Genomic DNA, 22,128 nt, shown 5'->3' with positions numbered 1-22,128 from the left:
CGGCCCACCTTTCACTGTTGCGATGAAGCCAGTCTGGCCCGGTGGTCCGCTCCGGTCCACCACTCTCGTTTCCGCACCCCCGGAAACGGATCTGAGCGGCCCTGACGCGCCGGACGTGGTTGACTACCAGTGGATTAGTGGAGCTGTGTGCAATGAGCGATAAACAGACCCGGATGCTGGATTATCTGTCCCAAACGCCGGCTTGGGTGACTGCGGGCGAACTTGCCGACCTCCTGGGCGTCACGCCCCGCACGGTGCGCAGTTACATCACCGCGCTGAAGGCGGCCGCTCAGCCGCTCGAGGTCGTGGAGTCCGGTGCTGCCGGCTACCGGCTGGATCGGGACGCCTACGCCGCCTACCGGGCGACTCAGCGCGCGAACACCGAACCGGAGACTCCGCAAAACCGGCTGCACGCGCTCGTACGCCGGCTCACCGAGGCGCCTTCCGGCCTGGATGTCTACGATCTCTCCGCGGAACTCTTCGTCAGCGACTCCACCATCGAGGCGGACCTGGCCAAGGTCAGGCAGTTGCTCCCGGACACCGGCCTCATCCTGGGCCGCCAGGGCAGCGTGGTCACGCTCAAGGGCTCGGAGACGGATCGCCGCCGGCTACTCAGCCGTATGTTCCGGGATGAGACGAGCCGCGGTCTGCTCGAACTCGAGGAGATCCAGAAGGAGTTCGCGTCGGAGAGCCTGGGGGCGTTCAAGACCGACCTGATCGCGATGCTCGACTCGCAGGGCTACTTCGTCAACGAGTACGGCACCAACGACGTTCTGCTGCACGTGGCCATCGCCATCGACCGGGTGACCAGGCGAACCGCCCCGGTGATCGCGGCCACGCCGTCCACTCCCCCGGATGACCTGACCCTGGCCCTGTCCGAATTGGTCACCCGGCATTTCCAGGTCGAGCTCGGCACCGGGGACCTCGACTATCTGGCCCTGCTGCTCAAGACCCGGGTGATCACGCCGGGCCAGGACAAGCCGGCAGCCGTGCTCATCGACAGCTTCGTGCGCGCCGAGGATCTCGAGTCGGTCCGCCGGATCGTGGGCCAGGCCGGCGAGGAGTTCCTGATCGACCTCGTCGAGGAGAACTTCATCGTTCGCCTCACCCTGCACGTGCGTAACCTGATCAACCGCGCGCAGGACCGCTCATACTCGCACAACCCGCTCACCCGGTCGATCAAGACGAGCTATCCGATGATCTACGAACTGGCGGTGTACATTGCCAGCGCCCTGCAACGCCAGGAGAACATCATCATCAACGACGATGAGATCGCCTACATCGCGATGCACGTCGGAGCTCACCTCCAGCAGCAGTCCCGCCGAGAGGACCTGGTCAGCTGCGCCCTGGTCTGTCCGAACTACTACGACATGCACGTCCTGCTGCGGGAACGGATCGAGCGGGTGCTCGGTGACGAGCTCGAGGTGGTCTCGGTGATCACCCGGAGCGACGTTGAGTGGTCCGGGATCGAGGCGAGTCTCGTGCTCACGACCATCGAACCGCAGGTGCCGTCGGAGGGCGTCATCGTCATCCAGCCGTTCCTCACCGAGGGCGACATCGAACGGGTCCGGAAGGCGGCCAGCCGGATTCGACGGATGCGTCGCCGCTCGCATCTCAAGGACGACCTGCTGCGCTTCTTCGATGAGTCGTTGTTCCTGCACAACTTCTATCCCGCCGACGAGAGCGCCATGATCAGGGCCCTCGGCGAACGGATGCTGGCGCTGGGCACCATCGGCCAGGACTACATCGACGGCGCCATCGAGCGCGAGCTGATGTCATCGACCGCGTTCACCGACAATCTCGCGGTGCCGCACTCGATGTCGATGACGGCGAACCAGACCTCGATCGCGGTCGTCGTCAACGATTCCCCGATGCCCTGGGGGGAGAACCGGGTCAACGTGGTGGCCATGGTGGCGTTCAGCAAGGAAGGCCGCAGCAGTTTCCAGACCGTGTTCGATCAGTTCGTCGAGGTCTTCTCCGACCGGGCCGACGTGCAGCGGCTCGTGAAACGGTCGGTGGACTTCTCATCCTTCATCGACGAGCTCGTCCATCTGATGGACCAGTAGCGGTTCAGGCCGGGGCGGCATCCCAGCTGCGGGACTTGAACGCGTAGATCGCAGCGTCGAGGGCTTCATCGCCGTTCTGGGACGCGAAGACCGTGTCGGGGAGGAGCGCGATCCCCACACCCGCCTTGATCGCCAGCGCACGGATCCTCTCGTAGCGAGGCGCCAGGTACGGACCGACGAGCAGCACGTCGATCGGGCCGAGCGACCCGGGGAGGTCGGACTCGCTACCAGCGTGCACCGACACCTCAAGACCACGTTCGGTTGCCGTATGACGCACACGGTGGGCCACGAAGGCGCTGGAGGCTCCAGCACCACAAACGACGAGGATCTTCATTGACGTGCTCTTTTCTCTTGGCGGGTTCTACCCACCTCAATCCTCTCGCTTCCGCCGCCCCGCCGCGACCACCGCGCTCCCCCCGGCTCCCCCGATCCGCGAAAGTGCACTTTTCGCCCTTTCCAGCGTGCGGAAGGGGCCAAAAGTGCACTTTCGCGGAACCTACTGGAGGGGGACCGGGGTGATGCCGAGGGGGGCGAGGGCGGCGGCTCCGCCGTCCGGGGCGGTGAGCACCCAGATGCCGTCCTTGTGCACGGCGACGCTGTGTTCCCAGTGTGCGGCGGCCTTGCCGTCGCTCGTAGCGACGGTCCAGTCGTCCTCGCGCACGTAGGTTTCGATCGAGCCGAGCACAACCATCGGCTCGATGGCCACGACCAGGCCGGGCTTGACATCCGGGCCCTTCTGACGCACCCGGTAGTTGAACACCGGCGGAGCCTCGTGCATGGAACGTCCGATGCCGTGGCCGACGTAGTCGGTGAGGATGCCGTACTCGCCCTGGGACTCGACGTAGTCCTCGATGGCCTCGCCGACCTCGTTGAGGTGCCGCGCGACGGCGAGCCGGGCGATGCCGTGCCAGAGCGACTGCTCGGTCACGTCGGAGAGACGCTGGCGTTCCGCGACGACGTCGGGTCGGCTCGGGTCGGGGATCACGAAGCTGAACGCGGCGTCGCCGTTCCAGCCGTCGATGATCGCGCCACTGTCGATCGACACGAGGTCACCGGCACCGAGGATGCGTCCACCCGGGATGCCGTGCACGACGTCATCGTTCACGGAAGCGCAGACCGTGTGGTGGTAGCCCTGCTCGAGCTTGAAGTTCGGCTGCCCGCCCAGGGCCACGATGGCGGCCTCGGCGGCGGCGTCGATCTCCAGGGTCGTCGCCCCGGCACGGATGGCGGCGCGCGCGGCCTCGAGGGACGCGGCGGTGGCCAGGCCGGGCGCCAGCATGAGTCGCATCTGCGCCGGCGACTTATAGATGGAACGTCGAAGGCTCATGATGAAAATCCCTGCATGCTGCGTGATTGTCGTGCGTGAACGGCCGGTCGAGTCGACCCGGTCAGCGTGTGTTGCGGCCGGCGCCTCAGGCTGCGTGGATGCCGCGCTCGGCGAGGGCGTCGAGGATGCGGGTGGTGACCTCGTCGACCGCGCCCAGGCCGTCGACCGTGACGACAATGCCGCGGGAGCCGTAGATGTCGATCAGCGGCGCCGTCTGCTCCGCGTAGACGTCGAGCCGGTGCCGGATGACCTCGGCCGTGTCATCGGCCCTCCCCTGCTCCGCAGCGCGCTTGAGGAGCCGTGCGACGACCTCCTCGGTGTCGGCGACGATCTGCACGACGACGTCGAGCGGGGCGCCGGTGGCCGCGAGCAGGCGGTCCAGCTCCTGCACCTGGTCCTGGGTGCGCGGATAGCCGTCGAGCAGGAAGCCCGCCGCGACATCCGGCTGGCTCAGGCGGTCGCCGACGATCTCGTTCGTCAGGGAGTCCGGCACGTACTTGCCGGCGTCGATGAACTCCTGCACCTGCACGCCGAGCGGGGTCTTGTTCTTGACGTTGTAGCGGAAGATGTCGCCGGTGGAGATGGCCGGGATGGAGAAGGCTGCCGCCATCCTTTCCGCCTGGGTGCCCTTGCCCGCGCCGGGCGGGCCAATCACGAGAAGACGGGTCATCGGAGGAGCCCTTCGTAGTGTCGCTGCTGGAGCTGCGAGTCGATCTGTTTGACCGTCTCGAGTCCGACACCGACGATGATCAGGATGCTGGCGCCACCGAACGGGAAGTTCTGATCCGCGCCGATGGCCGAGAAGGCGAGCAGCGGGAGCAGCGCGACCAATCCGAGGTAGAGCGCGCCGGGCAGGGTCACCCGGGTGAGCACGAAGTCGAGGTACTCGGCGGTCGGTCGACCGGCACGGATGCCGGGGATGAACCCGCCGTACTTCTTCATGTTGTCGGCGACCTCTTCAGGGTTGAAGGTGATGGCGACGTAGAAGTAGGTGAACCCGACGATGAGCAGGAAGTACATCGCCATGTAGAGCGGGTGGTCGCCCTTGGTCAGGTTGTTGGTGACCCAGGTCACCCAGGCGGCGGACGCCTGGCCCGCGGCGGGCTGGTTGAACTGGGCGATCAGGGCGGGCAGGTACAGCAGCGACGAAGCGAAGATGACGGGCACGACGCCGGCCATGTTCACCTTGATCGGGATGTAGGTGTTATTCCCGCCGTAGGTGCGACGGCCGACCATCCGTTTGGCGTATTGCACGGGGATGCGTCGCTGCGATTGTTCGACGAAGACGACGGCGGCCACAACGAACAATCCGATGACGAGCACGATCAGGAGGACGTCGATGCCCTTCTGCGTGCCGATCGCGCCGAGCGAGCTCGGGAAACGTGCCGCGATCGAGGTGAAGATCAGGAGGGACATGCCGTTGCCGATGCCGCGCTCGGTGATGAGCTCGCCCATCCACATGATCACGCCGGTGCCGGCGGTCATGGTGATGACCATCAGCATGATGGCGTACCAGGCGTCATTGGTGATGAGCTGCGAGCACTCGGAGCTGGCCGAGGTGCCGAAGAGCGCTCCACTGCGGGCCACGGTGATCAGCGTCGTCGACTGGAGGATGCCGAGCGCGATCGTCAGGTAGCGCGTGTACTGGGTCAGGGTGCTCTGACCGGACGCGCCCTCCTTGTAGAGGGTTTCAAAGTGTGGGATGACCACGCGCAGCAGCTGCACGATGATCGAGGCCGTGATGTACGGCATGATGCCCAGCGCGAAAACGGACAGCTGCAGCAGTGCGCCACCGCTGAACAGGTTGACGAGCTCATAGAGGCCGCTGGTTCCCTGGTTCGCGGCAAGACACGCTTGCACGTTGCCGAAGTCCACGAAGGGCGCCGGGATGAATGAGCCCAGACGGAACAGGGCAACGATCCCCAGGCTGAACCCGATTTTCTTGCGAAGGTCGGGCGTGCGGAATATCCGCGCAATGGCGCTGAACACAATGCCTCCAGTTAATAACGTGAAAAACGAGCTTGTCGAGACCAGCATCGAAAAAGTTCCGATTGGTGGCCTCGACAAGCTCGCTCAGCGTCGACGGTCTTACTTGATTGAGCCACCTGCAGCGACGATCTTCTGCTCTGCTGAGCCGGAGACCTTGTCCACCGCAATGTTCAGCTTAACGGCAATGTCACCGTTGCCGAGAACCTTGACCTTCTCGTTGTCGCGAACCGCGCCCTTGGCGACCAGATCGGCGATGGTTACATCGCCGCCGTTCGGGTAGAGCTCGGCCAGCTTCTCCAGGTTGACAACCTGGTATTCGACGCGGAACGGGTTCTTGAACCCGCGCAGCTTCGGGGTGCGCATGTGCAGAGGCATCTGCCCACCCTCGAACCCGACGCGCACGTTGTAGCGTGCCTTCGTGCCCTTGGTGCCACGACCCGCGGTCTTACCCTTGGATCCTTCACCACGGCCAACGCGCTGACGCGACTTCTTGGCGCCGGCGGCCGGACGAAGGTGGTGCACCTTCAGGACCTGCTCGCGCTTTTCGGCCGGAGCAGCCTTGACGGCAACCTTGGCGGCAGCAGCCTTCTTGGGGGCTGCGGCCTTCTTCTCAGTGGCGGGCTTGGCTGCTGTCTTCTTGACAGCTTCCTTCTCGTCAGCCATTACTCGATCTCCTCGACCTTGACAAGGTGAGCGACGGTGTTGACGTAGCCACGGTTCTGCGAGTTGTCCTCGCGAATAACCACGGCGCCAATGCGTCGAAGACCCAGGCTGCGAAGCGTGTCGCGCTGGTTCTGCTTCTCACTAATTTTGGACTTGATCTGTGTCACTTTGAGGCGAGCCATCAGGCACCTGCCTTTGCTGCTGCAGCGGCTGCTGCCGCTGCGGCGTCGGCACGCAGGAAACGTGCCGGAGCGACGTCTTCGTACGCGAGGCCACGACGAGCCGCAACCGCACGCGGCTCTTCGAGCTGGTGCAGGGCCTCGACGGTGGCGTGGACGATGTTGATGGTGTTCGACGAACCGAGCGACTTGCTCAGCACGTCGTGGATGCCGGCGCACTCGAGAACGGCGCGCACCGGGCCACCGGCGATAACGCCGGTACCTGCTGCAGCCGGACGGAGCAGAACGACGCCGGCCGCGGCCTCACCCTGGACGGGGTGCGGGATGGTCAGGCCAACGCGGGGAACGCGGAAGAAGTTCTTCTTCGCTTCCTCGACACCCTTGGAGATCGCGGTAGGCACTTCGCGTGCCTTGCCGTAGCCGACTCCGACCAGTCCGTTGCCGTCTCCGACGACGACGAGGGCGGTGAAGCTGAAGCGACGACCACCCTTGACGACCTTGGACACCCGGTTGATGGTGACGACGCGCTCCAGGAACTGGCTCTTGTCGGCATCGCGGCTACCGCGGTCCTTGTTGGGGTTGCGCTCACGGCCACCACGACGAGCCTCACGAGGCTCGTTCTGCGGGGGCGTCGTTGACGCAGCAGTTTCGACGGGTGCCTCAGCGGCCACCACGTTCTCCTTTGTTGCTGTGCTTGCAGTTTCAGTGCTCACAGGTTCAATCCACCCTCTCGAGCTCCCTCGGCGATGGCAGCGACGCGTCCCGCGTACTTGCTGCCGCCACGGTCAAATACGACGGCTTCGATACCGGCGGCCTTCGCACGCTCGGCGACGAGCTCGCCGACCTTGCGGGCCTTGGCGGTCTTGTCACCATCGAAGGTGCGCAGACCGTCTTCGAGCGTGGACGCCGACGCAAGGGTGAAGCCCTTGCTGTCATCGACGACCTGCACGAACACGTGGCGAGCCGAACGGGTCACGACGAGACGCGGACGAAGCGCAGTCCCCTCGATCTTCTTGCGAAGACGTGTGTGCCTGCGTCCGCGGGCAGCAGCCTTGCTCTTACCTCTAGTTCCGAGACCCATGGTTACTTACCACTCTTTCCGGCCTTGCGGCGAACAATCTCGCCGGCGTAACGCACACCCTTGCCCTTGTAGGGCTCCGGCTTGCGAATCTTACGGATATTGGCGGCAACCTCGCCGACGGCCTGCTTGTCGATGCCACCGACCGTGAGGCGGTTTACGCTCTCGACGGTGAGGGTGATGCCGGCAGGTGCCTCGACGAGGACCGGGTGCGAGAAGCCGAGGGCGAACTCGATCGAGCTGCCCTTCTGGGCGACGCGGTAACCGGTACCGACGATCTCGAGGGACTTGGTGTAGCCCGTGGTCACCCCGATGATCTGGTTGGCGATCAGCGTGCGGGTCAGTCCGTGCAGCGAACGCGAGTCGCGCTCGTCGTTCGGGCGAGTGACGACAACATGGCCGTCCTCGATCTTGACCTCGATGGGCTTCGCGACGGTGAGCGCGAGCTCACCCTTCGGGCCCTTGACGCTGACGGCCTGGCCTTCAGTGACTACGGTGACATCCGCGGGAATCGGGATGGGAAGTCTTCCAATACGTGACATCGTCGACTACCACACGTAGGCGAGAACTTCTCCGCCTACGCCCTTCTTCTCGGCCTGGCGGTCGGTGAGCAGACCGCTGGAGGTGGACAGGATGGCAACGCCGAGGCCACCGAGAACGGTGGGGATTTCGGTCGACTTTGCGTACACGCGCAGGCCGGGCTTGGAAACCCGCTTGATGCCTACGATGGAGCGCTCGCGGTTCGGACCGAACTTGAGGTTGAGCGTGAGGGTCTTTCCGACCTCTGCATCCTTGACGTCCCAAGCCGAGATGTAACCCTGGGCCTTGAGGATGTCTGCGATGTTCGCCTTGAGCTTGCTGTGCGGCATGGACACGGTGTCGTGAAACGCCGAGTTAGCGTTGCGCAGTCTGGTCAGCATGTCTGCGACCGGATCTGTCATTGTCATTTTGTGGTGCCTTTCTCGCCTGGTTTCGTTCATCCGTTACACGGATGACGACCTTGGTCGTTGTGGGGCTGGACGGTTGTCCAGCCCCCGGGGTGTACTACAAGGAGCCGAAGCTACTTTACTTGGTGTTTTCGGCCGTCTTGAACGGGAAGCCCAGCGCCTTGAGCAGCGCGCGTCCTTCGTCGTTGTTCTTGGCCGTCGTCACAACCGTGATATCCATACCGCGGATACGGTCGATCCGGTCCTGGTCGATCTCGTGGAACATGACCTGCTCGGTGAGACCGAAGGTGTAGTTACCGCTGCCATCGAACTGCTTGTCCGACAGACCGCGGAAGTCACGGATACGGGGAAGCGCGAGGCTGAGCAGCCGGTCGAGGAACTCCCACATGCGGTCGCCACGAAGTGTGACGTGCGTGCCAATGGGCTGTCCTTCACGCAGTTTGAACTGCGCGATCGACTTGCGTGCCTTGGTGACCTGCGGCTTCTGACCGGTGATCTTGGTGAGGTCGGCGACGGCGCCATCCATGATCTTGCCGTCGCGTGCTGCCTCGCCGACACCCATGTTCACAACGATCTTGACCAGGTTCGGAACCTGGTGAACGTTGGTGAAGCCGAGGTCCTTGCTGAGCTGGGCGGAGATCTCATCGCGGTACTTCTGCTTCAGGCGCGGCAGTGCTGCCGGGTCGGTTGCTTCGGGCGCTGCTACTGCAGTGTCGGTCATCAGAGGTCCTTCCCTGACTTCTTGGCGTAACGGATGCGGACGGTCTTGGTGACCCCGTCCTTCGTTACGTCCTCGAGGCGGACGCCGACGCGAGTCGGCTTCTTGGTCTCCGGGTCGACGAGGGCCACGTTGGACACGTGAATCGGCGCCTCCATGGTCTCGATGCCGCCGGTCTTGGTGCCGCGCTGGGTCTGGCCGACGCGAACGTGCTTCGTGACGAAGTTGATGCCCTCTACGAGGACGCGGTTCTTCTCCGTGAGCACTGCGATGACCTTGCCCTGCTTGCCACGGTCGCCGCCGCGGGCCTGAGTGCGGCCGGTGATGACCTGAACGAGGTCACCCTTTTTGAGTCTGGCCATGATTTAGATAACCTCCGGTGCCAACGAGATGATCTTCATGAACTTCTTGTCGCGAAGTTCGCGACCGACCGGTCCGAAGATTCGGGTACCGCGAGGGTCACCCTCGTTCTTCAAAATCACTGCGGCGTTCTCATCGAACTTGATGTACGAACCGTCTGAACGACGGGTCTGCTTTTTGACGCGAACGACGACGGCCTTGACGACGTCGCCCTTCTTGACGTTGCCGCCGGGGATCGCATCCTTGACCGTGGCGACAATCGTGTCGCCCAGTCCGGCGTAACGACGGCCTGAGCCGCCGAGCACGCGAATGGTCAACAGTTCCTTGGCACCCGTGTTGTCGGCAACCTTGAGTCGTGACTCTTGCTGAAGCACTTTTTAACTCCTTCTATCAAGCAAGCGCGAGGCTTACTTGGCCTTCTCGAGGATCTCGACCAGGCGCCAGCGCTTGGAGGCGCTGAGCGGACGGGTCTCACTGATCAGGACCAGGTCGCCGACGCCGGCGATGTTCGCCTCGTCGTGAGCCTTCAGCTTGGACGTACGGCGGATGACCTTGCCGTACAGGGGGTGCTTCACGCGGTCTTCGACCTCGACAACGATGGTCTTTTCCATCTTGTCGCTGGTCACGTAACCACGCAGCGTCTTGCGGTAGCCGCGAACGAGAGCCTCAGCCTCGGCAGCGACGACCTTATCGTCAGTCTTCGCCATGACTAGGCCTCCTTCTTCTCGTCGACGTCTGCCGCAGCGGTGTCGTCAACCGACTCGACTGCAGGCTTGGCCTTCTTGGTCTTCTTCTCGGCCTTTTCCGCCTTCGCGGGGGCCTCGACGGGCACGGGAGTCGGGCGAATGCCCAACTCGCGCTCACGGAGAACCGTGTAGATGCGAGCGATGTCGCGCTTGACCGCGCGGAGGCGGCCGTGGCTTTCGAGCTGGCCGGTGGCCGACTGGAAGCGAAGGTTGAACAGTTCTTCCTTCGCCTTCTTCAGCTCGTCGAACAGTCGCTCATTTTCAAAAGTGTCGAGCTCGACCGAGGCGAGCTCCTTGGATCCGATCGCCATTATGCGTCGCCCTCCTCGCGCTTGATGATGCGTGCCTTCAAGGGCAGTTTGTGAATTGCGCGGGTCAGCGCTTCCTTGGCAACGATGTCGGTGACACCGCTGAGTTCGAACAGAACACGACCCGGCTTGACGTTGGCGACCCACCACTCGACAGAACCCTTACCGGAACCCATGCGGGTTTCGGCCGGCTTCTTGGTGAGGGGGCGGTCCGGGTAGATGTTGATCCAGACCTTGCCGCCACGCTTCATGTGGCGCGTGATCGCGATACGAGCGGACTCGATCTGACGGTTCGTCACATAGGCCGGGGTGAGCGCCTGGATGCCGTACTCGCCGAACGAGAGTTCAGTACCACCGGTTGCGTGGCCGGTACGGCCCGGGTGGTGCTGCTTGCGGTGCTTGACTCTGCGTGGAATCAACATGGTTATGCCTCAACTCCTGCTGCAACCGGTGCCGCTGCCTCTGCGCGGGGCGCGCGGCGGGGACGGTCGTCACGTCGTTCGGGGCGGGTCGACTTAGCGTTGGCCTGCTCGCGAGCGAGTTCCTTGTTGGTGATGTCGCCCTTGTAGATCCAGACCTTCACGCCGATGCGGCCGAAGGTGGTCTTGGCTTCGTAGAAGCCGTAGTCGATGTTCGCGCGCAGGGTGTGCAGTGGCACGCGTCCCTCACGGTAGAACTCCGAACGGCTCATTTCGGCGCCACCAAGGCGACCGGAAACCTGGATGCGAACACCCTTGGCGCCGGCGCGCTGGGCACCCTGCAGGCCCTTACGCATCGCGCGGCGGAAAGCCACACGAGCGGAGAGCTGCTCTGCGATGCCCTGTGCGACGAGCTGAGCGTCGACCTCGGGGTTCTTGACCTCGAGGATGTTCAGCTGGATCTGCTTGGCGGTGAGCTTTTCGAGGTCGGAGCGGATGCGCTCGGCCTCCGCGCCGCGGCGACCGATCACAATGCCCGGACGGGCGGTGTGAATGTCGACGCGAACACGGTCACGAGTGCGCTCGATCTCGATGCGGGACACGCCGGCACGGTCGAGGCTGGTGCTCAACAGTCGGCGGATCTTGACGTCTTCAGCGACGAAGTCGCTGTAACGCTGGCCGGGCTTCGTCGAGTCAGAGAACCATCGCGACACGTGGTCGGTCGTGATTCCCAGACGGAAGCCGTAGGGGTTTACTTTCTGACCCATTACTTCGTACCCTCCTCAGGAGTGGCGAGCACAACAGTGATGTGGCTCGTGCGCTTCTTGATCTGGAATGCGCGACCCTGTGCTCGGGCCTGGAAACGCTTGAGGGTCGTACCCTCATCAACGAACGCCTGACTGACGAACAGGTCCTGCTCGTCCAGGAAGGTGTTTGCTGCATCTGCCTTGACCCGGGCGTTGGCGATTGCCGAAGCAACCAGCTTGTACACCGGATCGCTCGCACCCTGCGGTGCGAACTTCAGGATGCCCAGGGCCTCGTGTGCCTGCTTGCCGCGGATCAGGTTGACAACGCGACGAGCCTTCTGGGGGGTAACGCGGATGTGACGCACGCGTGCGATCGACTCCACCATTTCTTCTCCTCCTTCACGTCACCGCGTTAGCGGCGACGGCCCTTCTTGTCGTCCTTCACGTGACCACGGAAGGTGCGGGTGGGCGCGAACTCGCCGAGCTTGTGCCCGACCATGCTCTCGGTGACGAACACCGGGATGTGCTTGCGTCCGTCGTGAACCGCGATGGTGTGCCCGAGCATGCCGGGGATGATCATCGAACGGCGCGACCAGGTCTTGATTACGTTCTTGCTACTGGCTTCGTTCGCCTTGACAACCTTGCGAAGCAGGTGGTCGTCAACGAACGGGCCTTTCTTGAGACTGCGTGGCATCGTCTACTCCTACTTACGCTTCTTGCCGACGGTACGGCGACGAACGATGAGCTTGTCGCTTTCCTTGTTCGGGTGGCGGGTGCGCCCTTCCTTCTGGCCCCAGGGGCTGACGGGGTGACGTCCACCGGACGTCTTACCCTCACCACCACCGTGCGGGTGGTCGACCGGGTTCATGGCTACACCACGAACGGTCGGGCGAACGCCTTTCCAGCGCATGCGGCCGGCCTTGCCCCAGTTGATGTTCGACTGCTCGGCGTTGCCGACCTCACCGATCGTGGCGCGGCAGCGGGCGTCGACGTTGCGGATTTCTCCGGACGGCAGGCGCAGCTGGGCGTAGATGCCGTCCTTCGCGACGAGACGAACAGACGATCCGGCGGAGCGGGCCATCTTGGCGCCACCGCCCGGACGCAGCTCGACCGCGTGAATGATGGTACCGGTGGGGATGTTCTTCAGCGGCAGGTTGTTGCCGGGCTTGATGTCAGCGCCGGCGCCCGACTCTACGATGTCGCCCTGGTTCAGCTTGTTCGGGGCGATGATGTAGCGCTTGGAACCATCAAGGAAGTGCAGGAGCGCGATGCGCGCCGTGCGGTTGGGGTCGTACTCGATGTGAGCGACCTTGGCGTTGACGCCATCCTTGTCGTTACGACGGAAGTCGATCAGACGGTACTGGCGCTTGTGTCCACCACCGATGTGACGAGTGGTGATGCGACCCTGGTTGTTACGGCCACCGGTCTTGGACAGGGGGCGAAGCAGGGACTTCTCCGGGGTCGAACGGGTGATCTCTGCGAAGTCTGCAACAGATGAACCGCGACGACCAGGAGTCGTGGGCTTGAACTTACGAATAGCCATTTCTTATTCCTCTAGTCCGCGCCGCTTAGCCGACGGCCGTGAAGATGTCAATGGAACCGGACTTGAGCGTGACGATGGCACGCTTGGTGTCCTTGCGCTTTCCCTGACCGAACTTCGTGCGACGAGTCTTGCCGATGCGGTTCATGGTGTTGATCGAAGCGACCTCTACCTTGAAGATCTTCTCGATCGCGAGCTTGATTTCGGTCTTGTTGGAACGCGGGTCCACGATGAAGGTGTACTTACCCTCATCGATCAGGCCGTAGCTCTTTTCAGAGACGACCGGAGCGATGATGATGTCGCGGGGGTCCTTGTTGAGCGGGGTAGCCATTATGCGGACACCTCTTCCTTCTTGGTCTTGCTCTCCACGAACGCGTCGAACGCGCCCTTGGTGAAGACGATGTCGTCGCTGACGAGCACGTCATAGGCATTCAGCTGGTCCCACGGCAGAACGTGCACCGTCGGCAGGTTGCGGATGCTGCGGAGCGTCATTTCGTCCGTGCGTTCCAGGACAACCAGCACGTGCTTGCTGCTGGCGATCTGGCTGAGCAGTTCGATGGCGCCCTTGGTGCTGGGCGTCTCGGCGCTGAACAGTGCCGTCACGACGTGCAGGCGGTCGCCACGGGCGCGGTCCGAAAGCGATCCGCGCAGTGCTGCCGCGATCATCTTTTTCGGGGTGCGCTGCTCGTAGTTGCGCGGGGTCGGTCCGTGGACGATGCCACCACCGGTCATCTGAGGGGCGCGGATCGAGCCCTGACGAGCGCGACCGGTTCCCTTCTGCTTGAACGGCTTGCGGCCGGCACCGGAAACTTCACCACGACGCTTGGTCTTGTGAGTGCCCTGGCGTGCGGCAGCGAGCTGCGCGACGACGACCTGGTGGATCAGCGGGATGTTGGTCTGAACGTCAAAGATCTCGGCGGGCAGCTCAACGGAGCCGGCCTTCTTGCCCTTGGCGTCGATGAGATCGAGTGAGGTAGTCATACGACTAGGCTCCCTTCACTGCGTTGCGGACGAATACGAGGCGGCCCTTGGCGCCGGGAACGGCACCCTTGACCAGCAGGAGGCCCTTCTCGGCATCAACAGCGTGAACCTTGAGGTTCAGCACGGTGACGCGCTCGCCACCCATACGACCGGCCATGCGCATGCCCTTGAAGACACGGCTCGGGGTCGAGGAAGCACCGATGGAACCGGGCTTGCGGTGGTTACGGTGTGAACCGTGCGAGGAGGAAACACCCTTGAAGTTGTGACGCTTCATAACACCGGCGAAACCCTTACCCTTGCTGGTGCCCATGACGTCGACCTTGGTGCCGGCAGCGAAGACACCGTCAACGGTGAGTTCCTGGCCCAGGGTGTAGTCAGCGGCATCCGCGGTGCGGAGCTCGGTGAGGTGACGGCGAGGCGTGACGCCTGCCTTTTCGAAGTGTCCGGCGGAAGGCTTGTTGACCTTGCGCGGGTCGATGGCCCCAGCAGCGATCTGAACGCCGGTGTAACCGTCGATCTCCTTGCTGCGGATCTGGGTGACAACGTTGGGCGAGATCTCGATGACGGTGACGGGTACGAGCTTGTTGTTCTCGTCCCATACCTGGGTCATGCCGAGCTTCTTGCCGAGGAGACCCTTGGTGGTCTTGGTATCTGCGTAAGACATCGCGGGCCCTAGAGCTTGATCTCGATGTTGACGTCGGCCGGAAGGTCGAGACGCATGAGCGAGTCGACAGCCTTCGGGGTCGGGTCAATGATGTCGATCAGACGCTTGTGGGTGCGCATTTCAAAGTGCTCCCGGCTGTCCTTGTACTTGTGAGGGGAACGGATGACACACACCACGTTCTTCTCGGTCGGAAGCGGCACGGGGCCGACGACGGTCGCGCCCGCACGGGTCACGGTGTCGACGATCTTGCGCGCCGAGATGTCGATGACCTCGTGGTCATACGACTTAAGTCGAATGCGGATTTTCTGTCCCGCCATGTCGAACTCTCTTTCTTGTCAAGGCTTCGTACATCCCGAAGGCTGCATTGGACGCCGTAGTAGCACTGCTGCTGTCGCACCACTGTTCATCTGTCAATTTCGATTCATCGCGCCGCAGCCGCTGGGCCGCACCACTTCGAACCGTGCCAACTCCCGCTCCACGCCTGCGCGTGGGGGAAGGCATGGTTTTACCCAAGAAATCCCGGATGTTGGTTTGAGCTCTGTTCTGCTACCCGCGGCCTAGCTGCGTATCCCGGCGTGTTACCACGCACGACACCAGCTATGCACTGCCTGGCAGTGATCCCGACACCGCGTGCAGCGCGGCAGTCGAAAGTGTTGAACTAGAAGAGTCTGCCACAGGATTGGGTCATTGTGCAACCCGGGCGTGTCGCGGTCGGCGTGTCGCGCGTTCCGCGTCATTCCGCGGCTCCTCGCGTCTCCCGCGCATCAGGACGCGCGCAACCGCGGGCGCCGAATCGGAAGCCCCAGCTGGAGCAGCCGGGCGCGCAGGCGTGCCTGGCTCATCGCGACCGGGAAGTCCCACCGGGTGAATCCGCGCACCTGGCGCCGCACGCCATCCTCCCGGCGCTTCTCCTCGTAGACGACGTCGGCCGCCGTACGGCCGGCCAGCATCACCGGGTCGAAGTACTTCACCTTGCCGTCTGCCTCGCCCACACTCTCCTCCTCGATCCAGAAGAAGTCCACGAAGACGAGTTTCCCGTCGACAACGAACGGATGCTGCAGGATCGGCTCCGGGAAACCGCTGAGGGCGATGTTCACACGACTACCCGATTCGCCCGGAGATCCCGAGAGATGACTTGCGAAGTCGATCACCGCGCGAGCGCGCACCGAGCCCCGGAAGGGCAGCATCCGCTCCCACTGCTCGAGCAGATCGGCCCGGGTCGCGAGCGTCGGCGCGCGACCGGACCTGTCGACCGCCAGAGCCCGGTCCGCCACCGCGACGGCCGACTTCAGGTCCAGCGTCCCGGCCAGGTCGACGACGGTTCTCACCACTGTGGTGCACAGCACACCGTGCCGCGTCGTGATGTCGCGCGGGTCCAACCGCACCGCGTGCTTGCGGACGCCGGGGTCTGAGCGGCCACCGGAAGCGCGCTCGACGAGAAAATGCACCTCGCGCGGCCAGGCCTCAAGGAGTGGGAGGCCCACAGAACCGCCGCGGATTGATGAGAGAGCGCCAGTTCGGTGCGACGGGCCGCCGCTGCGGCGTGCACCACGAGGGCGTAGCGACCGCCGGCGTCGAGAGCAGTCCACCTTGCCGCCTCGACGTACGCTCCCCGAGAGACACGGTGCAACAGGCCCTGCTCGGCCCCTCGCCGCAACCGAAGATCAGCGCCGAATGCGCCGCGGTAGTCGGTCGAGAGCAGCAGGCCGCTCGGTTCCTGATCTGTTCGGATTGCGGGTTCCATGCGGGAAACCCTGCCCGCCGGATGCGCACACCGGTCGGCGGGCCAACGATCTGTGCGGGAATCCCCCCGCGCTCCCGGCGGGGAGGAACTCCGCTGGGGACCTATCCAGTTGCCCGGGCGCCAGCGCGCGGGGGTCGCGCCGCCCCGCGGGTGGTGCGCCACCCGCGGGGCGGCGCAGGACCCGCGCGGGTCAGCGGGACCGATTGGTCTTAGTCGCTGCCGATCTTGTCGTCTGCGGAGGCGCGGGCGCCCTCGATCTGATCTTCGAACTTGCCGCCGGTGACCTTGTTCGCCGCATCGGCGACTCCTCCGAGGAGCTTGTCGCTGATGTCCTCGGCCTGCTCGCTCTTCAGTGCGTCTTTGACCTTGTCGTCGCCCAGGAAGTCTTGTGCCTTCTTGGTGATGTCTTCGAATCCCATGGTGTGCTTCCTATCCGGGCAGCGTCAATGCTGTCGAAATCAAAGTAGAGGAGTCGGGTGGGGAGCGCAAGGAATATTGAGGGCGTGGGGCGGTGTGAGGGGCGGGGGGATCTCGACAAGCTCGATCACCGGGGGCTCGGGCACCGAGGGCTCGGGCACCGGGGGCTCGGGCACGAAAAAAGGGGCCAGCCCCGAAGGACTGGCCCCTGATCTCGACAAGCTCGATCACCGGGGTGACCGTCGATCACCGAAGTGACCGGGTTGCGAAAGGGTGTTACTTGATGATCTTCGTCACGGTTCCGGCGCCGACGGTGCGGCCACCTTCACGAATAGCGAAGCCGAGGCCCTCTTCCATGGCGATCGGCTGAATCAGCGCGACAATCATGTCGGTGGTGTCGCCGGGCATGACCATCTCGGTGCCCTCGGGCAGCGTGATGACGCCGGTGACGTCGGTGGTGCGGAAGTAGAACTGCGGGCGGTAGTTCGCGTAGAACGGGTTGTGACGGCCGCCCTCTTCCTTTGACAGGATGTACGCGGTGCCCTCGAAGTCGGTGTGCGGCGTGACCGAACCCGGCTTGACGACAACCTGGCCGCGCTCGACGTCTTCGCGCTTGGTGCCACGAAGAAGAAGACCACAGTTCTCGCCGGCCCATGCCTCGTCGAGCTGCTTGTGGAACATCTCGATACCAGTGACCGTGGTCTTGATGGTCGGGCGGATGCCGACAACCTCGACCTCGGAGTTGATCTTGAGGGTTCCACGCTCGGCGCGGCCGGTGACAACGGTTCCACGACCGGTGATCGTGAAGACGTCCTCGATCGGCATCAGGAAGGGCTTGTCCTTGTCGCGGACGGGCTCCGGGAAGTACTCGTCGACAGCGGTCATCAGCTCGAGGATGTTGCCGACCCACTTCGGGTCGCCTTCCAGAGCCTTGAGTGCGGACACGCGAACGACGGGAGCGTTGTCGCCGTCGAAGCCCTGCGCGGTGAGGAGTTCGCGAACCTCGAGCTCAACGAGCTCAAGGATCTCTTCGTCTTCAACCATGTCGGACTTGTTCAGCGCGACGAGCAGGGACGGCACGCCGACCTGCTTCGCGAGCAGAACGTGCTCACGGGTCTGAGCCATCGGGCCGTCGGTAGCGGCAACCACGAGGATCGCGCCGTCCATCTGTGCGGCACCGGTGATCATGTTCTTGATGTAGTCAGCGTGGCCCGGTGCGTCAACGTGCGCATAGTGACGCTTTTCGGTCTCGTACTCAACATGCGAGATGTTGATCGTGATGCCGCGCTGGCGTTCTTCCGGAGCCGAGTCGATCGACGCGAAGTCGCGCTGAACGTTCGTCTTGGACGGGAACGTGTCGGCCAGGACCTTGGAGATCGCTGCAGTCAGCGTGGTCTTTCCGTGGTCAACGTGACCGATCGTTCCGATGTTTACGTGCGGCTTGGTCCGCTCGAACTTGGCCTTGGCCACTGTGGGTCCTCCTCAGGACTCTCGGCTTCACCGACCGCTGGTTTGCGGCCGGTGAACCTGCTGGATTTGTGTACTTATGCTACTCGGGCCGGGAGGCCTAAGCGATTTGGGCCCGAAGGCCCCAGGCTATTCGCCCTTGTTCTTCTGGATGATCTCTTCGGCTACAGCCTTGGGGACCTCCGCATAGCTCTCGAAAGTCATCGAGTACACGGCGCGGCCGGAGGTCTTGGACCTCAGGTCGCCGATGTAGCCGAACATCTCCGAGAGTGGAACATGGGCGCGAATTACCTTCACACCGCTTGCGTCCTCCATGGTTTGGATCTGACCGCGGCGCGAGTTGAGGTCGCCGATTACGTCACCCATGTATTCCTCAGGGGTGCGTACTTCGACACTCATCAACGGCTCGAGCAGAACCGGGTCTGCCTTACGAACGGCTTCCTTGAAGCCCATCGATCCGGCAATCTTGAACGCCATCTCCGAGGAGTCGACGTCGTGTGCGGCGCCGTCAAGCAGACTTGCCTTGACGCCAACCATCGGGTACCCGGCCAGGACGCCAACGTGCAGCGCGTCCTGGATTCCTGCGTCCACCGAGGGGATGTATTCCCTGGGGATGCGGCCACCCGTGACCTTGTTTACGAACTCGTAGCTCTTATCGGCCGTGATCTCGAGCGGCTCGATCGCGATCTGAATCTTCGCGAACTGCCCGGATCCACCGGTCTGCTTCTTGTGCGTGTAGTCGTGACGCTCGACCGCCCTGCGGATGGTCTCGCGGTATGCAACCTGGGGCTTGCCGACGTTGGCTTCGACGTTGAATTCACGCCGCATCCGGTCGACGAGGATGTCCAGGTGCAGTTCGCCCATTCCCTTGATGACCGTCTGACCAGTTTCCTGGTTCTGCTCGGTGCGGAAGGTCGGGTCTTCTTCGGCCAGCTTCTGGATCGCGAGACCCAGCTTTTCCTGGTCCTGCTTGGTCTTCGGCTCGATCGCAACCTCGATCACCGGGTCAGGGAACGTCATCGACTCGAGTACGACCTGGTTGTTCGGGTCGCACAGGGTGTCGCCGGTGGTGGTGTCCTTGAGGCCGATGACCGCGTAGATGTGACCGGCGGTCACGAAGGCCACCGGGTTCTCCTTGTTGGCGTGCATCTGGAAGATCTTGCCGATGCGCTCCTTCTTGCCCTTGGTCGAGTTGATGACCTGGGCGCCGGAGTCGAGGTGACCGGAGTACACGCGAACGTAGGTCAGACGACCGAAGAACGGGTGCACGGCAACCTTGAACGCGAGAGCCGTGAACGGCTCGGTCGCATCCGGGTGGCGCATGATGACCTTCTCCTCGTCACGCGGGTCGTGCGCCTCAATGGCGGGCACGTCGAGCGGGGTGGGGAGGTAGTCGATGACGGCGTCGAGCATCGGCTGAACGCCGCGGTTCTTGAACGCCGAGCCACAGAGCACCGGGTAGATCTCGCTGTTGACCGTGAGCTTGCGGATCGCGTGCTTGATCTCGGCAACGGTGAGCTCTTCGCCGGAGAAGTACTTCTCCATGAGGTCGTCGTCGGTTTCGGCGACAGTCTCGAGGAGCAGCTTGCGGTACTGAGCGGCCTGGTCGACGAGGTCGGCCGGGATCTCTTCGATGGCGTACTTGGAGCCCATCTCGACGTCACCCTTGGAGTCGCCGCGCCAGGTCAGTGCACGCATCTCGACGAGGTCGACAACACCTTCGAAGGTGTTCTCGGCGCCGATCGGCAGCTGGATGACGAGCGGCTTGGCGCCGAGGCGCTTGACGATCGTGTCGACGGTGTAGAAGAAGTCCGCGCCGAGCTTGTCCATCTTGTTGACGAAGCAGATGCGGGGAACGTCGTACTTGTCGGCCTGACGCCAGACGGTCTCGGACTGGGGCTCAACGCCCTCCTTGCCGTCGAACACGGCGACCGCGCCGTCGAGCACGCGGAGCGAACGCTCCACCTCAACGGTGAAGTCAACGTGGCCGGGGGTGTCGATGATGTTGATCTGGTGTTCGGCCCAGAAACAGGTCGTCGCGGCAGACGTGATGGTGATGCCACGTTCCTGCTCCTGCGCCATCCAGTCCATGGTCGAGGCGCCGTCGTGGGTCTCGCCGATCTTGTGATTGACACCCGTGTAGAACAGGATGCGCTCGGTGACGGTGGTCTTGCCAGCATCAATGTGAGCCATGATGCCGATGTTGCGGACCTTACTCAGGTCGGTGAGCACGTCAAGTGCCACGGGGGTCCTCCGGAAGTTTTTGTGGGTTGGGGCAAAACAGGGCATCCGATGATCGTGCCGCGGTGATCGACCCCGGTGATCGAGCCGGTCGAGATCTGATCTCGACAAGCTCGATCACCGAGGCGACTCGATTACCGACCGGCACGACCGCCGGAACGCGACTACCAGCGGTAGTGAGCGAAGGCCTTGTTCGCCTCGGCCATCTTGTGCGTGTCTTCGCGGCGCTTGACAGCGGCACCGAGGCCGTTGGACGCGTCGAGGATTTCGTTGGTGAGACGCTCAGTCATGGTCTTCTCGCGACGAGCCTTGGCGTAGCTGGTCAACCAGCGAAGGGCCAGGGTGTTGGCGCGGTGCGGCTTGACTTCGACCGGAACCTGGTAGGTGGAACCACCGACGCGGCGCGAACGCACCTCGAGAGTGGGGCGCACGTTGTCGAGCGCCTTCTTCAGCGTGACAACGGCATCCGCACCGTTCTTGGCAACGACGCCTTCGAGTGCATCGTAAACGATGCGCTCGGCGAGGCCCTTTTTGCCGTCGAGGAGGATTTTGTTGACGAGCTGGGAGACGATGGGAGCGCCGTATACCGGGTCAGCGATAACGGGACGCTTGGGCGCTGGGCCTTTACGAGGCATTACTTCTTCTCCATCTTGGCGCCGTAGCGGCTACGAGCCTGCTTGCGGTTCTTGACTGCCTGGGTGTCCAGTGCGCCACGAACGATCTTGTATCGAACACCGGGAAGGTCCTTAACACGACCACCACGGACGAGCACCATCGAGTGCTCCTGCAGGTTGTGACCCTCGCCGGGGATGTAGGCGGTGATCTCGGTACCGTTCGACAGCTTGACGCGGGCGACCTTACGAAGAGCCGAGTTCGGCTTCTTCGGGGTGGTCGTGTAGACACGGGTGCAAACGCCGCGCTGCTGGGGGTTGGACTTCAGGGCGGGAGCCTTGGTCTTGGTGACCTTGGGGCTGCGACCCTTCCTGACCAACTGCTGAATGGTGGGCACTAATTACTCCTTGTTTTTGCTGCACGGTGACAGCGTGGTGATGGTTAGCATTCGAATCGGGCACGTTTCCGGCCGAACCGAGTTCATCTGGACCCGCCGGCACGCACGGAACAATCTCCGGTTGTTGAGGTGGGTATGCCGTGGGGGCTGCTCGAAGAGCAAACCCTGTATGCGTGCCGTATCGGCGCGCCTAAGGTGCAGCACGACGGTATCGCGGTGGCATGACTCAAGCGCACGACAAAGCGCACACCTCGAAATACTAACTCGGCAGTGGTGGCCCGGTCAAATGGGTTACGCCCTTGGGCGGATTCGTTCAGCAGTTGTTCAGATAGAGCCGGGGATCGAGCTTGTCCGGTGATCGAGCTTGTCCGGTGATCGAGCTTGTCCGGTGATCGAGCTTGTCAGTGATGATGGTTGGTGGGGTCAGGGTGGTCTGACTCAGAGCTTGTCTGACGCTTCGGCTGTCTTTGTCTCGATGCGTCGGCCGGTCTGGCCCTGACATTGTTTTGTCACGTTCAG

At 63.3% G+C, this 22,128-nt stretch carries 32 protein-coding genes; 1 reads left to right on the top strand and 31 read right to left on the bottom strand.

Going from position 1 to position 22,128, the window contains the following annotated elements:
• Positions 1–152: 152 nt before the first annotated feature.
• A complete protein-coding gene (locus QMG61_RS10010; RefSeq protein ID WP_283494190.1) occupies positions 153–2,066 on the top strand; it encodes a BglG family transcription antiterminator in 1,914 nt (637 codons plus the stop codon).
• Between the two features lie 4 nt (positions 2,067–2,070).
• On the opposite strand, the gene QMG61_RS10005 is transcribed toward QMG61_RS10010, so the two are convergent.
• From QMG61_RS10005 to QMG61_RS09855, 31 genes are all read right to left on the bottom strand, one after another.
• Entirely contained in the window at positions 2,071–2,400 is a 330-nt protein-coding gene (locus QMG61_RS10005) for a PTS sugar transporter subunit IIB (RefSeq protein WP_283494189.1), read from the bottom strand.
• A 162-nt stretch (positions 2,401–2,562) separates the two neighbouring features.
• Positions 2,563–3,393 (bottom strand): type I methionyl aminopeptidase, encoded by an 831-nt coding sequence (map, locus tag QMG61_RS10000; protein WP_283494188.1) that lies wholly within the window; start codon positions 3,391–3,393, stop codon positions 2,563–2,565.
• Positions 3,394–3,478: 85 nt separating this feature from the next.
• Positions 3,479–4,063 (bottom strand): adenylate kinase, encoded by a 585-nt coding sequence (locus tag QMG61_RS09995; protein WP_283494187.1) that lies wholly within the window; start codon positions 4,061–4,063, stop codon positions 3,479–3,481.
• On the bottom strand, positions 4,060–5,382 hold the full coding sequence (gene secY, locus QMG61_RS09990; RefSeq protein ID WP_283494186.1) for a preprotein translocase subunit SecY: 1,323 nt from the start codon (positions 5,380–5,382) through the stop codon (positions 4,060–4,062). Before secY ends, QMG61_RS09995 begins: the two co-directional genes overlap by 4 nt.
• Positions 5,383–5,481: 99 nt before the next feature.
• On the bottom strand, positions 5,482–6,045 hold the full coding sequence (gene rplO, locus QMG61_RS09985; protein ID WP_196901940.1) for a 50S ribosomal protein L15: 564 nt from the start codon (positions 6,043–6,045) through the stop codon (positions 5,482–5,484).
• The gene (rpmD, locus tag QMG61_RS09980; protein WP_283494185.1) at positions 6,045–6,227 is read right to left on the bottom strand and encodes a 50S ribosomal protein L30; all 183 of its coding nucleotides are present in this window, start codon (positions 6,225–6,227) and stop codon (positions 6,045–6,047) included. Before rpmD ends, rplO begins: the two co-directional genes overlap by 1 nt.
• A complete protein-coding gene (gene rpsE / locus QMG61_RS09975; protein ID WP_134365623.1) occupies positions 6,227–6,898 on the bottom strand; it encodes a 30S ribosomal protein S5 in 672 nt (223 codons plus the stop codon). Before rpsE ends, rpmD begins: the two co-directional genes overlap by 1 nt.
• Positions 6,899–6,933: 35 nt before the next feature.
• Positions 6,934–7,305, bottom strand: coding sequence for a 50S ribosomal protein L18 (gene rplR, locus QMG61_RS09970; protein WP_134508213.1), 372 nt, complete (start codon positions 7,303–7,305; stop codon positions 6,934–6,936).
• Positions 7,306–7,307: 2 nt separating this feature from the next.
• A complete protein-coding gene (gene rplF, locus QMG61_RS09965; protein WP_283494184.1) occupies positions 7,308–7,844 on the bottom strand; it encodes a 50S ribosomal protein L6 in 537 nt (178 codons plus the stop codon).
• Positions 7,845–7,850: 6 nt separating this feature from the next.
• Positions 7,851–8,249, bottom strand: a complete 399-nt coding sequence (gene rpsH, locus QMG61_RS09960; protein WP_134363327.1) for a 30S ribosomal protein S8 — start codon at positions 8,247–8,249, stop codon at positions 7,851–7,853.
• Between the two features lie 118 nt (positions 8,250–8,367).
• Complete coding sequence (gene rplE, locus QMG61_RS09955; RefSeq protein ID WP_283494183.1) at positions 8,368–8,970, bottom strand: 50S ribosomal protein L5; 603 nt, start codon at positions 8,968–8,970, stop codon at positions 8,368–8,370.
• Positions 8,970–9,329 (bottom strand): 50S ribosomal protein L24, encoded by a 360-nt coding sequence (gene rplX / locus QMG61_RS09950; protein WP_283494182.1) that lies wholly within the window; start codon positions 9,327–9,329, stop codon positions 8,970–8,972. Before rplX ends, rplE begins: the two co-directional genes overlap by 1 nt.
• 3 nt (positions 9,330–9,332) lie before the next feature.
• Positions 9,333–9,701, bottom strand: a complete 369-nt coding sequence (rplN, locus tag QMG61_RS09945) for a 50S ribosomal protein L14 (RefSeq protein WP_104100960.1) — start codon at positions 9,699–9,701, stop codon at positions 9,333–9,335.
• A 33-nt stretch (positions 9,702–9,734) separates the two neighbouring features.
• The gene (rpsQ, locus tag QMG61_RS09940) at positions 9,735–10,034 is read right to left on the bottom strand and encodes a 30S ribosomal protein S17 (RefSeq protein ID WP_283494181.1); all 300 of its coding nucleotides are present in this window, start codon (positions 10,032–10,034) and stop codon (positions 9,735–9,737) included.
• Positions 10,035–10,036: 2 nt separating this feature from the next.
• Complete coding sequence (gene rpmC, locus QMG61_RS09935; RefSeq protein ID WP_283494180.1) at positions 10,037–10,384, bottom strand: 50S ribosomal protein L29; 348 nt, start codon at positions 10,382–10,384, stop codon at positions 10,037–10,039.
• Complete coding sequence (rplP, locus tag QMG61_RS09930) at positions 10,384–10,803, bottom strand: 50S ribosomal protein L16 (protein ID WP_104100963.1); 420 nt, start codon at positions 10,801–10,803, stop codon at positions 10,384–10,386. The genes rpmC and rplP overlap by 1 nt, the downstream gene beginning before the upstream one ends.
• A gap of 2 nt (positions 10,804–10,805) precedes the next feature.
• Positions 10,806–11,567, bottom strand: a complete 762-nt coding sequence (rpsC, locus tag QMG61_RS09925) for a 30S ribosomal protein S3 (RefSeq protein ID WP_104100964.1) — start codon at positions 11,565–11,567, stop codon at positions 10,806–10,808.
• Positions 11,567–11,932, bottom strand: a complete 366-nt coding sequence (gene rplV / locus QMG61_RS09920) for a 50S ribosomal protein L22 (RefSeq protein ID WP_134369265.1) — start codon at positions 11,930–11,932, stop codon at positions 11,567–11,569. Before rplV ends, rpsC begins: the two co-directional genes overlap by 1 nt.
• 26 nt (positions 11,933–11,958) lie before the next feature.
• A complete protein-coding gene (gene rpsS, locus QMG61_RS09915) occupies positions 11,959–12,240 on the bottom strand; it encodes a 30S ribosomal protein S19 (protein WP_104100966.1) in 282 nt (93 codons plus the stop codon).
• Positions 12,241–12,249: 9 nt separating this feature from the next.
• On the bottom strand, positions 12,250–13,089 hold the full coding sequence (gene rplB / locus QMG61_RS09910) for a 50S ribosomal protein L2 (RefSeq protein WP_283494179.1): 840 nt from the start codon (positions 13,087–13,089) through the stop codon (positions 12,250–12,252).
• Between the two features lie 25 nt (positions 13,090–13,114).
• Positions 13,115–13,417 carry a 50S ribosomal protein L23 gene (gene rplW, locus QMG61_RS09905; protein WP_134508231.1) on the bottom strand — a complete coding sequence of 101 codons (303 nt, stop codon included), beginning with the start codon at positions 13,415–13,417 and terminating at the stop codon, positions 13,115–13,117.
• A complete protein-coding gene (gene rplD / locus QMG61_RS09900) occupies positions 13,417–14,067 on the bottom strand; it encodes a 50S ribosomal protein L4 (protein WP_134567816.1) in 651 nt (216 codons plus the stop codon). Before rplD ends, rplW begins: the two co-directional genes overlap by 1 nt.
• Positions 14,068–14,071: 4 nt before the next feature.
• Positions 14,072–14,731 carry a 50S ribosomal protein L3 gene (gene rplC, locus QMG61_RS09895; protein ID WP_283494178.1) on the bottom strand — a complete coding sequence of 220 codons (660 nt, stop codon included), beginning with the start codon at positions 14,729–14,731 and terminating at the stop codon, positions 14,072–14,074.
• A gap of 8 nt (positions 14,732–14,739) precedes the next feature.
• On the bottom strand, positions 14,740–15,048 hold the full coding sequence (gene rpsJ / locus QMG61_RS09890) for a 30S ribosomal protein S10 (protein WP_035834607.1): 309 nt from the start codon (positions 15,046–15,048) through the stop codon (positions 14,740–14,742).
• 447 nt (positions 15,049–15,495) lie between these two features.
• On the bottom strand, positions 15,496–16,215 hold the full coding sequence (locus QMG61_RS09885; protein ID WP_283494177.1) for a hypothetical protein: 720 nt from the start codon (positions 16,213–16,215) through the stop codon (positions 15,496–15,498).
• A 469-nt stretch (positions 16,216–16,684) separates the two neighbouring features.
• A complete protein-coding gene (locus tag QMG61_RS09880) occupies positions 16,685–16,894 on the bottom strand; it encodes an Rv0909 family putative TA system antitoxin (RefSeq protein ID WP_283494176.1) in 210 nt (69 codons plus the stop codon).
• A gap of 274 nt (positions 16,895–17,168) precedes the next feature.
• Positions 17,169–18,362: an elongation factor Tu gene (gene tuf / locus QMG61_RS09875; protein ID WP_283494175.1), complete on the bottom strand. Its 1,194-nt coding sequence runs from the start codon at positions 18,360–18,362 to the stop codon at positions 17,169–17,171.
• Between the two features lie 126 nt (positions 18,363–18,488).
• On the bottom strand, positions 18,489–20,603 hold the full coding sequence (gene fusA, locus QMG61_RS09870) for an elongation factor G (protein ID WP_283494174.1): 2,115 nt from the start codon (positions 20,601–20,603) through the stop codon (positions 18,489–18,491).
• Positions 20,604–20,764: 161 nt separating this feature from the next.
• Complete coding sequence (rpsG, locus tag QMG61_RS09865; RefSeq protein WP_066597688.1) at positions 20,765–21,235, bottom strand: 30S ribosomal protein S7; 471 nt, start codon at positions 21,233–21,235, stop codon at positions 20,765–20,767.
• Positions 21,235–21,609, bottom strand: coding sequence for a 30S ribosomal protein S12 (rpsL, locus tag QMG61_RS09860; RefSeq protein WP_134365610.1), 375 nt, complete (start codon positions 21,607–21,609; stop codon positions 21,235–21,237). Before rpsL ends, rpsG begins: the two co-directional genes overlap by 1 nt.
• A gap of 313 nt (positions 21,610–21,922) precedes the next feature.
• On the bottom strand, positions 21,923–22,128 hold a 206-nt coding region (locus QMG61_RS09855; RefSeq protein ID WP_283494173.1), incomplete at its 5' end, for a hypothetical protein.

This window comes from Cryobacterium sp. PH31-AA6 (assembly GCF_030063195.1).
Lineage (GTDB): Bacteria > Actinomycetota > Actinomycetes > Actinomycetales > Microbacteriaceae > Cryobacterium.
The sequence above is the reverse complement of the archived record's forward strand: the minus strand, read 5'-3'. Positions and strand labels throughout refer to the sequence as shown.

Coding starts and splice junctions, on each gene's coding strand:
- QMG61_RS10010 (WP_283494190.1), top strand. CDS start 153: ATGAGCGATAAACAGACCCGGATGCTGGATTATCTGTCCCAAACGCCG.
- QMG61_RS10005 (WP_283494189.1), bottom strand. CDS start 2,400: ATGAAGATCCTCGTCGTTTGTGGTGCTGGAGCCTCCAGCGCCTTCGTG.
- map (WP_283494188.1), bottom strand. CDS start 3,393: ATGAGCCTTCGACGTTCCATCTATAAGTCGCCGGCGCAGATGCGACTC.
- QMG61_RS09995 (WP_283494187.1), bottom strand. CDS start 4,063: ATGACCCGTCTTCTCGTGATTGGCCCGCCCGGCGCGGGCAAGGGCACC.
- rplO (WP_196901940.1), bottom strand. CDS start 6,045: ATGGCTGACGAGAAGGAAGCTGTCAAGAAGACAGCAGCCAAGCCCGCC.
- rpmD (WP_283494185.1), bottom strand. CDS start 6,227: ATGGCTCGCCTCAAAGTGACACAGATCAAGTCCAAAATTAGTGAGAAG.
- rplR (WP_134508213.1), bottom strand. CDS start 7,305: ATGGGTCTCGGAACTAGAGGTAAGAGCAAGGCTGCTGCCCGCGGACGC.
- rplF (WP_283494184.1), bottom strand. CDS start 7,844: ATGTCACGTATTGGAAGACTTCCCATCCCGATTCCCGCGGATGTCACC.
- rpsH (WP_134363327.1), bottom strand. CDS start 8,249: ATGACAATGACAGATCCGGTCGCAGACATGCTGACCAGACTGCGCAAC.
- rplE (WP_283494183.1), bottom strand. CDS start 8,970: ATGACCGACACTGCAGTAGCAGCGCCCGAAGCAACCGACCCGGCAGCA.
- rplX (WP_283494182.1), bottom strand. CDS start 9,329: ATGGCCAGACTCAAAAAGGGTGACCTCGTTCAGGTCATCACCGGCCGC.
- rpsQ (WP_283494181.1), bottom strand. CDS start 10,034: ATGGCGAAGACTGACGATAAGGTCGTCGCTGCCGAGGCTGAGGCTCTC.
- rpmC (WP_283494180.1), bottom strand. CDS start 10,384: ATGGCGATCGGATCCAAGGAGCTCGCCTCGGTCGAGCTCGACACTTTT.
- rplP (WP_104100963.1), bottom strand. CDS start 10,803: ATGTTGATTCCACGCAGAGTCAAGCACCGCAAGCAGCACCACCCGGGC.
- rpsC (WP_104100964.1), bottom strand. CDS start 11,567: ATGGGTCAGAAAGTAAACCCCTACGGCTTCCGTCTGGGAATCACGACC.
- rplV (WP_134369265.1), bottom strand. CDS start 11,932: ATGGTGGAGTCGATCGCACGCGTGCGTCACATCCGCGTTACCCCCCAG.
- rpsS (WP_104100966.1), bottom strand. CDS start 12,240: ATGCCACGCAGTCTCAAGAAAGGCCCGTTCGTTGACGACCACCTGCTT.
- rplB (WP_283494179.1), bottom strand. CDS start 13,089: ATGGCTATTCGTAAGTTCAAGCCCACGACTCCTGGTCGTCGCGGTTCA.
- rplW (WP_134508231.1), bottom strand. CDS start 13,417: ATGGCTACCCCGCTCAACAAGGACCCCCGCGACATCATCATCGCTCCG.
- rplD (WP_134567816.1), bottom strand. CDS start 14,067: ATGACTACCTCACTCGATCTCATCGACGCCAAGGGCAAGAAGGCCGGC.
- rplC (WP_283494178.1), bottom strand. CDS start 14,731: ATGTCTTACGCAGATACCAAGACCACCAAGGGTCTCCTCGGCAAGAAG.
- rpsJ (WP_035834607.1), bottom strand. CDS start 15,048: ATGGCGGGACAGAAAATCCGCATTCGACTTAAGTCGTATGACCACGAG.
- QMG61_RS09880 (WP_283494176.1), bottom strand. CDS start 16,894: ATGGGATTCGAAGACATCACCAAGAAGGCACAAGACTTCCTGGGCGAC.
- rpsG (WP_066597688.1), bottom strand. CDS start 21,235: ATGCCTCGTAAAGGCCCAGCGCCCAAGCGTCCCGTTATCGCTGACCCG.